The organism is Staphylococcus rostri, assembly GCF_002902145.1.
GTDB lineage: Bacteria > Bacillota > Bacilli > Staphylococcales > Staphylococcaceae > Staphylococcus > Staphylococcus rostri.
The window spans coordinates 1-7,353 of record NZ_PPRF01000112.1; the positions used below are offsets into that span (position 1 = coordinate 1).

The following is a 7,353-nucleotide window of genomic DNA, read 5'->3' on the forward strand; positions in this document are numbered from 1 at the left end:
TCTATATAACAAAAAAGGGAAGAACTTAGACTTTTATAAAAACTTAATGGACAACTTAAAATATATGAAAGTTTTTAATTTAAGTGCGGTACTTTTTCCGAAGTTAAGAAAGAATGTTGAGAACGAATATGAAGCTTGGGAAGGATCTAAAAGCTATCAAGCGACTTTAAATGCGTTATACTCTTTATTTTCATATTTATCTCACTTCATTATATTAACGATTTCGGTCATTTTGATTTACAAAAAAATTATTAATCCAGGGATGGTCATTACACTGCTTGGATTAGTTGAACAACTTAGTATGCCGATACTGAATCTGTCCAGGAGTATAAACAGCATTAATAGTACGCAAAAATTAAGAAATCAAATACAACAAGAACGGACATCTGAAGAAAGTGAAATAGAAGTACAAGCGACTTTTAATGAAAAATTAGCGGTTGAAAATCTACATATTCCGATTGATAACAATGTTTTGATGTATAATGATATGTCTTTCTACCCGAATAAAAAATATTTGATTACGGGCGAAAGTGGGACGGGGAAATCTGTATTTTTAGAGACGATTCTAGGGATGAACTCAAACTATACAGGTACTATTTACTACGATGATCAAGTAATGAATCAACGGACAAATGTATTTGACGATATCGCTTATATTTTGACAGATAACGCATTATTTAATGTATCGGTCGTCTATAACATATTATTTAGAACGGATTATACCGATGCAGAATATGATTATATGAAGCAGTTATTGCCAGAAAAAGTCATTAACGAGAAACAAATTGGCAATTTATCAAGTGGCGAAAAAAGGCGTGTGTTATTGCTTAGAGGGCTCATGTCTGGTAAGAAAACGTTAATCTTTGATGAGCCAACGTCTAATTTAGATGCGCACACAAGTCGAAAATTCTGGGATATGCTTATGACAATTGAACAGAAAACGATCATTATTATTTCACATCATACACCGGTAGATATACAAGGGCAATTTGATTTTAAACTTGATTTTTCTGAATATATCGAAAGAAAAACGTAATGTTGTTTAACCGCAACAAGGGGGGATTATATGGGTGACTTAGGTATTAGAATGGACCATATTAAAGTAACATACGATACTCAAGATGTTTTTACGTTTGACCATTTAACGGCGTATAAGGATGAAAAAATTGCGATTGTTGGTGAAAACGGTGTAGGGAAAAGTACATTATTAAAGTTAATATATGGTGCACTCACACCTAGCCAAGGAAGTATTGAAAGACATGTGGATTTTAATTATATGTCGCAATTGGAGATGGACGAGTCGGTATCTCGTATAGATGACTTGGATTTTAAAATGTTGTCGGAGTTAAATGTGCCAGAAAATGAATGGCACCAACTGAGCGGTGGGGAGAAGCGGAAGTTAACTTTAACCCACACGTTGTCATCTTATTCGGAGGGTCTATTGTTAGATGAACCGACGACGCATATGGATGCTGAAGGGATACAACAATTGATTAATTACCTTAAATACTATTATGGATTATTGATTTTTGTAAGCCACGACAGGGATTTTATCAATGCTCTAGCAACGAAAATATGGGAAATTAATGATCATACAATTGAAGTTTTTTCAGGAAATTATGATGCGTATGTTGAACAAAAGGAAGAACAGATTGCGTATATTGAACATGAAAATGATAAAAAGCGTAAAGAAAAAGAACGGTTAATGGCAGCGCTTGAAGATAAACAGAAAAAGGCTGAAAAAGTCGGTGAAGCAAGTCCGAAAAGTAAGAAGAAAAATATCAAACCTAATCGCTTGGCGGCTTCCAAACAGAAAGATACGGTTCAAAAAAGTATGTTCAAAAATATGAAGAACATCGAGCAACGTATCAAAAATATTGGAGAAGAAACGGCATTACAAGATGAACGACACATTGATTTTCCAACAATTAAAAGTTTAGAAATGCATAACAATTTTCCGATTATGGGAGAAGATATTTATCTGAAACTTGGCGATAAAACATTGTTTGATGGTGTGCGTTTTCAAGTGCCAAAAGGTGAGCGTCTTGCGATAGTTGGAGACAATGGTGTAGGAAAAACCTCACTATTAAATTATATTGTGAATGAACAAGAAGGTATTACCATTTCTCAAAATGCGAAGATTAAAGTGTATAACCAAATGGACTATATCCCGAAAAATGATCAAAACGTTCTAGCATATTTAGGAGAAAACACATACTATCATACAGAATTAATCAGAAATATTTTGATTAATTTAGGCTTTGATGAACGCACGCTCAATCATAAGAAAATGAATGAATTAAGCGGTGGAGAATCAACAAAGATAAGTATTGCGAAGTTGTTAGTAGAACCATCGAATATTTTAATTTTAGATGAACCGACGAATTTTTTAGATGTGCATACAATTGAAGCGTTAGAAAGACTTTTGAAAAGTTATAAAGGGACGGTTATTTTCACATCACATGATCAAAAATTTATAGCGCAAGTTGCGACACAAGTATGGCGCATTGAAGACGGTAAAATAAAATATTAGTTAGCGATTGCCAATTTTTATAATCAATTTATTCGATAAAGTTAGTCGGATATGTTTAGCTAGAGGACATGAGGGTACAGCAATTAATGTATCACGTAAGATAAAATGATGTAGGAGTTGAGTAGAACGATGGAATTACAATTAGCAATTGATTTATTAGATAAAGAAGCAGCTGCAGAATTAGCAAAACAGGTGACTGATTATGTAGATATTGTTGAAATCGGAACGCCGATTGTAATCAATGAAGGCCTACCAGCCGTACAACATTTGAAAGACAACGTTAAAGATGAAGACGTCAAAGTTTTAGCGGATCTTAAAATTATGGACGCAGCGGACTATGAAGTAAGTCAAGCTGTGAAGTTCGGTGCGGATGTCGTAACAATTTTAGGTGTGGCTGAAGATGCATCTATTAAAAATGCGGTGGCAGAAGCTCATAAACATGGCAAAGAATTATTAGTCGACTTAATTGCCGTACAAGATCTTGAAAAACGTGCAAAAGAAATCGATGCAATGGATGCGGATTACATTGCTGTGCATACAGGTTATGACTTACAAGCAGAAGGACAATCTCCTTTAGAAAGCTTACGCCGTGTGAAGTCTGTAATTAATAACGCAAAAGTTGCTGTTGCTGGTGGTATTAAGCCAGATACGATTAAAGAAGTGGTAGCTGAAAATCCAGACCTTATTATTGTAGGTGGCGGTATTGCGAATGCAGATGATCCACGTGAAGCGGCGAAACAATGTCGTGAAGCGATTGAAGGGTGATTGGATGTTGTCACGTCACTATCAATTAATTTTAGATGAACTTGCACAAACACTGAAACAAGTAGACACAGAAACAGCAGAACGCTTTGTTCAACAAATCTTACAAGCGTCTAAAGTTTTTGTGGCAGGTAAAGGGCGTTCTGGTTTTGTCGCGAATAGCTTTGCGATGCGTTTGAACCAGCTCGGACAACAAGCATACGTTGTGGGCGAGACGACGACACCTGCGATTCAACAAGGCGATTGTCTAGTGATTGTGTCTGGTTCAGGTTCGACAACGCATTTACAATTGTTGGCTGACAAGGCGACATCAGTAGGTGCGCAAGTATTGTTAATTTCAACTGTGGAAGAGAGTCCGATTGGTAAGTTAGCTGAAACAACGCTTGTCTTACCAGCAAGTACGAAACATCGTGCAGAAGGTTCCCAACAACCATTGGGCAGCTTATTTGAACAAAGTGCCCAAGTGTTGTTAGACAGTCTTGTTTTAGATATGCAGTCACAGTTGAATATAACTGAAGAAACGATGCAAGCAAATCATGCAAATTTAGAATAAATGTATTATATCGAAGCCATTGGTTGTTAATAGGACCAGTGGCTTTTTCTATGTCGCAATATGATAAAATGATAGAAAACGTATTCAAAGAAGTGAGTGTCGAATGGAATTATTAAAACGTATTGAACACTATGCCGAGCAACAGCCACAAGCACAAGCAGTTGCGTTATGTATAGATGACGTATCAGTGACATATGACATGTTATGGGCGCAAACAAATCAAGCTATGCAGTCGTTGCCAGATGCTTGTATCAATTGTGATGTTGCGCTGGCATTTGAGAAAATAGAAACATTTGTTGTGGCGTATTTAGCATTATTACATAAAGGCGCAACACCGTGTGTCATGGATCCACATTGGACAGCTCAACGTCGCACAGCATTGTATGAAAAATATCATATTGCGTATATTTGGGATGATTCAGGATTACAAGCAACGCATTATCAAGGTCCGTCGAATGAACGTCCAGATATACTCCATATTGGATTTACATCAGGGACGACAGGCTTACCTAAAGCTTTTTTACGCAATGAAGCGTCATGGATTGCCTCTTTTGAAGAAAATGAACACTTGCTAGCAGAACATATCATTGCACAAAATCTTTCGATGGTTGCGCTTGGCCCTTATGCACACTCATTAACGTTGTATGTGCTTGTCTATGCGTTATTTTATGGTCGAACGTTTATCGGACAAAATGATTATGATGTTGCACAATGTCAACGTGTGATTGAACGTATAAATCGTCCATGTAGTCTGTTTCTAGTACCGACGATGGTACATGACTGGGTACAAGGGGCAACAAGCAATGCGCATATTGCTTATACATTTGTGACAGGCGATAAGTTGTCATCACAATTGCACGAAAGATTAAAAATGAAACTGCCTACAACGACAGTTTATGAATTTTTCGGAACGTCTGAAGCGAGTTTTATTAGTGTGAATCGCAATCAAACAGCACCGCTTCAATCGGTAGGGCATTTATTTTCAAGTGTTAACGTGAAGATTGACCAACCAAATGCGCAAGGTGTCGGTCTGTTAATGGTTCAAAGTCCGATGACGTTCTCTGGATATGTGGGGGAAGTATTGCCTGAATGGATTGAAACGGGAGACTATGCCTCTGTTGAAGGCGATATTCTGTATTTGCACGGACGGATACAAGACCGCATGATTATTGGCGGGAAAAACATTTCGTTATTTACAATTGAACAGGCACTCAAAACGATAACAGGGATTGATGAAGTCGTTATCGTGCGTCAGCAACATCAAAAGTTTGGCGAAGTAGCAATCGCATTGTATGAAGGTGATGCACAGTTAACATATCGTGCAGTACGTGAACAATTAGAAACCGTGTTGTCACGTTACGAACTACCATCTAAGTTGATTTGTGTCGCCAAACTGCCACGTACTTCAAGTGGGAAAGTTTCGAGACAGGCAGCACAACTTTTATATGAACAGGGGGCATGGCAATGAATGAAGCAGTCATTATTGCAGCAAAGCGGACACCAATCGGTCGATATGGCGGCAAGTTACATCAGTGGGAACCGGAAGATTTGTTGAAACCATTAATTCAATATTTTCAAGAAACATTACCTGTTGATTGGCAACAATTGGACGATGTGATTTTAGGGAATATTGTCGGAAACGGTGGCAATATTGCGCGCAAAAGTTTATTATCTGCAGGATTCGATTTATCGATTCCCGGTGTGACAGTGGATCGACAATGTGGCTCAGGGCTTGAAGCCATTCATCTTGCTTGTCGTATGGTTGAAGCAGGAGCAGGTCATTTCTATCTTGCGGGTGGTGTAGAAAGTACAAGTCGTGCGCCATGGAAGATGAAACGTCCAACGTCACTTTATCCAAGCGAACCACCACAGTTTTATGAACGTGCTGCATTTGCGCCAGAAGGACAAGATCCAACGATGATTGAAGCGGCAGATAATGTTGCGCATGCATACGATGTGTCTCGTGCGGATCAAGATCAGTTTGCGTATGACAGTTATATGAAGACCGTTGAGGCTTTTGATGCCGGTAAGTTAACGGATGAGCTATTGCCACTTAAAGTGAACGGCGAGTGGATGGTACAAGATGAAGGGATGCGTAGAAATATTCGATTAGACCGCTTGGCACGGCTTAAACCGATGTATCCAAATGGGACAGTCACAGTAGGGAATTGTTGTGCGAAAAATGACGGTGCCGCACTTGTTGTTGTGATGTCAAAAAAATATGCCTTGTCACTGGGGATTACGGAAGGATTGCAGTTCAAAGATTACGCTATCAAAGGTGTGGACCCTAATTTGTTAGGGATTGGACCTGTTCCAGCTGTATCACATCTTTTAGAAAAACAGCATTTGAAAATATCGGATATAGATGCAGTAGAGTTGAACGAGGCTTTTGCATCACAAGTGTTAGCGTCTCAACCTGCACAGTTAAATCGTTACGGTGGTGCGCTTGCGATTGGCCATCCATATAGCGCAAGCGGAGCTATCCTAGTAACACGATTATTTTATATGACAGATTGCCCATTAACGATTGCGACAATGGGGATTGGAGGAGGAATGGGGAATGCCGCATTATTCGAACGTTGGTCACACGGAAACGCGACACATTAAAGTCGACCAAACAACCTTACATACCTATCAAGCGTTATTTGATATGTCGCTAAGCCAAGAAATCCCCTTGCTCTTTTTTGCCCGTTATTGGCGTGACTTTACCATTTTTCAACCGTTTGTCGGCGCAGAAGTGATGCTCGTTGATACAACTTTAAAATATGTAACGCCCTTATATTGCGACGAGTCAATCAAGGCGACATTAACATTTAAGTCAGCGAAACAAATTAAAAATTTTGAACAATTTCGTTTTGAACTCGTATTAAACGACAGCAATGTCATTCAACAAACTTTTGTACGGAGGGACAGTTAATGAAGTTTTCGACAGATGATGTGGCACAATATTTGAAAATAGTTAGAGATGACAACCCGATACACACTCACATTGTGCCAGGTCAAATGATTGTGCAAAAGGTATTACGGGACTATGGTATGCAAAACATATCTTGTAACGTACGCTATAAGCAACCCGTGTACATCAATGAGCCATTAAACGTGTATCAAGACAGTAACGGCTTTGTTGTGAAGAACGAGCAAGGCGTAGTGAAAGTTATAGTAGTGTGACGTTAGCAAAATTGAATTTTAGAGAAGATAATTAAAGTGTAAAACAGCTTGTTTTATATTGATTAATAGTGACTGCTTATTAATTGTGTGTGACAGATAGGCAACGTAACTGTTAAGAAGAGCCACCGAAAATACAGTTAGGCATGAAATATGATGAGTTAAGAATAATTCAACAGGATATGAAAAAGATAAGATATAGTGTAGTTAACAAAATGAACTCATTATACATAATGATTTGGTTTTAAATAATCTTATTTGTAGAAGTCTAATGAAATAAAGAAACTGACTAAATATGATTTCAATTGCTTCGTTTTTATTTTAACGTTTTATTTTTAAC

Annotated in this window: 8 protein-coding genes; all 8 read left to right on the forward strand. The window is 38.0% G+C overall.

Annotated elements, in window-relative coordinates:
• Nucleotides 1–1,036 (forward strand): ATP-binding cassette domain-containing protein (locus CD122_RS10840; protein ID WP_142381208.1); only part of this gene is annotated, 1,036 nt, incomplete at its 5' end.
• Nucleotides 1,037–1,066: 30 nt separating this feature from the next.
• Nucleotides 1,067–2,533 (forward strand): ribosomal protection-like ABC-F family protein, encoded by a 1,467-nt coding sequence (gene abc-f / locus CD122_RS10845; RefSeq protein ID WP_103358965.1) that lies wholly within the window; start codon nucleotides 1,067–1,069, stop codon nucleotides 2,531–2,533.
• 129 nt (nucleotides 2,534–2,662) lie between these two features.
• A complete protein-coding gene (hxlA, locus tag CD122_RS10850; RefSeq protein ID WP_103358966.1) occupies nucleotides 2,663–3,298 on the forward strand; it encodes a 3-hexulose-6-phosphate synthase in 636 nt (211 codons plus the stop codon).
• A 4-nt stretch (nucleotides 3,299–3,302) separates the two neighbouring features.
• On the forward strand, nucleotides 3,303–3,848 hold the full coding sequence (gene hxlB / locus CD122_RS10855) for a 6-phospho-3-hexuloisomerase (RefSeq protein ID WP_103358967.1): 546 nt from the start codon (nucleotides 3,303–3,305) through the stop codon (nucleotides 3,846–3,848).
• Nucleotides 3,849–3,951: 103 nt separating this feature from the next.
• Nucleotides 3,952–5,316 carry an AMP-binding protein gene (locus CD122_RS10860; RefSeq protein ID WP_103358968.1) on the forward strand — a complete coding sequence of 455 codons (1,365 nt, stop codon included), beginning with the start codon at nucleotides 3,952–3,954 and terminating at the stop codon, nucleotides 5,314–5,316.
• The gene (locus CD122_RS10865) at nucleotides 5,313–6,455 is read left to right on the forward strand and encodes a thiolase family protein (protein ID WP_103358969.1); all 1,143 of its coding nucleotides are present in this window, start codon (nucleotides 5,313–5,315) and stop codon (nucleotides 6,453–6,455) included. The genes CD122_RS10860 and CD122_RS10865 overlap by 4 nt, the downstream gene beginning before the upstream one ends.
• The gene (locus CD122_RS10870; protein WP_103358970.1) at nucleotides 6,409–6,765 is read left to right on the forward strand and encodes a hypothetical protein; all 357 of its coding nucleotides are present in this window, start codon (nucleotides 6,409–6,411) and stop codon (nucleotides 6,763–6,765) included. The genes CD122_RS10865 and CD122_RS10870 overlap by 47 nt, the downstream gene beginning before the upstream one ends.
• Nucleotides 6,765–7,016 (forward strand): hypothetical protein, encoded by a 252-nt coding sequence (locus CD122_RS10875; protein ID WP_103358971.1) that lies wholly within the window; start codon nucleotides 6,765–6,767, stop codon nucleotides 7,014–7,016. The genes CD122_RS10870 and CD122_RS10875 overlap by 1 nt, the downstream gene beginning before the upstream one ends.
• Nucleotides 7,017–7,353 lie beyond the last annotated feature (337 nt).

Excerpts from the sequence above, each read along its gene's own strand:
- abc-f (WP_103358965.1), top strand. The coding sequence starts at position 1,067 with ATGGGTGACTTAGGTATTAGAATGGACCATATTAAAGTAACATACGAT.
- hxlA (WP_103358966.1), top strand. The coding sequence starts at position 2,663 with ATGGAATTACAATTAGCAATTGATTTATTAGATAAAGAAGCAGCTGCA.
- hxlB (WP_103358967.1), top strand. The coding sequence starts at position 3,303 with ATGTTGTCACGTCACTATCAATTAATTTTAGATGAACTTGCACAAACA.
- CD122_RS10860 (WP_103358968.1), top strand. The coding sequence starts at position 3,952 with ATGGAATTATTAAAACGTATTGAACACTATGCCGAGCAACAGCCACAA.
- CD122_RS10865 (WP_103358969.1), top strand. The coding sequence starts at position 5,313 with ATGAATGAAGCAGTCATTATTGCAGCAAAGCGGACACCAATCGGTCGA.
- CD122_RS10870 (WP_103358970.1), top strand. The coding sequence starts at position 6,409 with ATGCCGCATTATTCGAACGTTGGTCACACGGAAACGCGACACATTAAA.
- CD122_RS10875 (WP_103358971.1), top strand. The coding sequence starts at position 6,765 with ATGAAGTTTTCGACAGATGATGTGGCACAATATTTGAAAATAGTTAGA.